Here is a 1,952-nt window from a genome sequence, read left to right as displayed (position 1 = left end):
CAATAGGGAAAGAGACCTTTTTTCTCCCTGAATTCCTTCGATAGATTCTCCTGAAAGGAAGGGCATTAAATATGTCAAACCTCCTGCTTAGAAAATTGCTCGTAAACCAATTGATTCAATTATTGAGATTTGCCCTGTTATTGGTGGACTTGCTAAGTGATTACCGATAGTTTTGTAGTAGTATCATAGGTTTCGACAGGAACTGCGAAAATTCTACAAAACCAGGAGGAGAAAAAATGTCCCGATTGGAAAGGAAACAAGAAAAACGTTCTTCTTTTAAGGGTGTGATTTCCAAAGGAATGATTGCTTCATCCATCCTAGTCAGCAGCAGTTTGCTTCTGCCGGAAATTCCTTTCATTCCGTCAGGTGCACCTGTAGTAAAGGCGGCAGGCCCGACGTATACTGTTACAGCAGATGTACTGAATGTACGCTCTGGTGCTGGAACAAATTATTCCCGGATTGGCAGGCTGGTGCAGGGTACTCAGCTTCAGGTCATTCAGCAGCTGAGTAATGGCTGGTACAAAATCTCTTTTAATGGGAAAACCGGATATGTGAGCGGTGATTATGTGTATACTCCGTCAGTGGTCTTTAAAGTTACGGCAACAAACTTAAACGTCAGAACGGGACCTGGAACGCAGTATCAAAAAATCGGTTCTGTTGTCCAGGGAACGGTGCTCAATGTTATACATAAAGAAAGCAATGGTTGGATGAGAATTTCTTTTAACGGAAAAACAGCCTATGTTAGCGGCCAATATGTTTCATCCAGCAATGGCGCAGCCTATAATAAAATGAACATTCCTGTCATCGCGCAGCGGCCGGAATTGCCAAGCGGATGCGAAGTGACCTCACTTGCAATGGCTCTTCGCTATTATGGTGTGAATGTAGATAAGACTGTGCTGGCCAAGCAAATGCCCTATGATTCAACTAAACTAGTGAGGAACGCGGATGGTTCCATTAAGGTATGGGGAGACCCAAATGTTGGTTTTGTTGGGACGCCTTTTGGAAACGGCTATACCATCAATCCCGTTCCTCTCAAAAAGGTACTGGATCAATATCGTCCCGGCGGAATTGCTTTGACCGGAAAGAATTTCTCTGAGATTGAAAGATACATATCACAGGGGAAACCGGTTTTGGTCTGGTTTACTATCAATTATGAAATGCCAAAAGCACGAGAATGGAAGACGCCAGCAGGAAAAACGATTAATGCAGCAAGGCCGTTGCATAACGTGGTCATTACAGGCACAGATGCGAATTACGTCTACTTCAACGACAGTGAAGCCGTGAAAAAAGATGTAAAAATTCCGAAAGCGAAATTCATCAATATATATAATGCGATGGGGAAGCGTGCCCTAGTGGTAAACTAATCAAAAAAGCATCTGCGGACATTAAGAGGCTCGCAGATGCTTTTTTTGATTGGTATAACAGAGTATTAGAAGGAGTAGCTAATCTAATCCCATTAACCTAAACATACAATCCCTTCGTATAAAGCTCCGTGACATTTTCAGCGATTTCCTCAATTTTAAATGGATATTCTTCGTTTTCAACCAGTTCCCAAAGGTACATTTCATTGATTGCAAACCAGCTTCGTGCCACTAGCTCGATGTTAAGATCGGATTTTGCCAGAACCTTGTTCTGAACATGTAAAATATCTTTTGAGATGCGTTCGATGAATTTCTTTTGGATCAGCTTCCATTTCTGCTGGGCAGTTTCTGATCGACCCATAGCTTCATGGAATACTCGCAAAATTGAACGCTCCTGTTCAGCCAATCGTAAAAATTCCCCTACCTGGTAGGTAATCCGCGTTTGGGCGTCTCTCAAATTCCTAGGTTCATACTCAAGTTCCGCGATGGTGAAAAATCGGTCCATGACATCTTCCATCAAAGCAATCAAAATTTCATCTTTGCCTTTAAAATGGGTGTAGGCAGAGCCATAACCAATCTCAGCACGGGTAA

General features: G+C 42.6%; 2 protein-coding genes. One reads left to right on the top strand and one right to left on the bottom strand.

The window, feature by feature from the left end:
* The first annotated feature begins 236 nt into the window (after positions 1 to 236).
* Positions 237 to 1,364 (top strand): SH3 domain-containing protein, encoded by a 1,128-nt coding sequence (locus WB217_RS11750; RefSeq protein ID WP_423993413.1) that lies wholly within the window; start codon positions 237 to 239, stop codon positions 1,362 to 1,364.
* A gap of 97 nt (positions 1,365 to 1,461) precedes the next feature.
* Here the strand turns inward: WB217_RS11750 and WB217_RS11745 are convergent.
* A partial coding sequence (locus WB217_RS11745; protein WP_423993412.1) for a TetR/AcrR family transcriptional regulator occupies positions 1,462 to 1,952 on the bottom strand: 491 nt, incomplete at its 5' end.

The sequence above is a fragment of the Mesobacillus sp. genome (genome assembly GCF_049588175.1).
Lineage (GTDB): Bacteria > Bacillota > Bacilli > Bacillales > Cytobacillaceae > Mesobacillus.
Note: the sequence above shows the minus strand (reverse complement) of the source record. Positions and strands in the feature narration are given on the sequence as shown.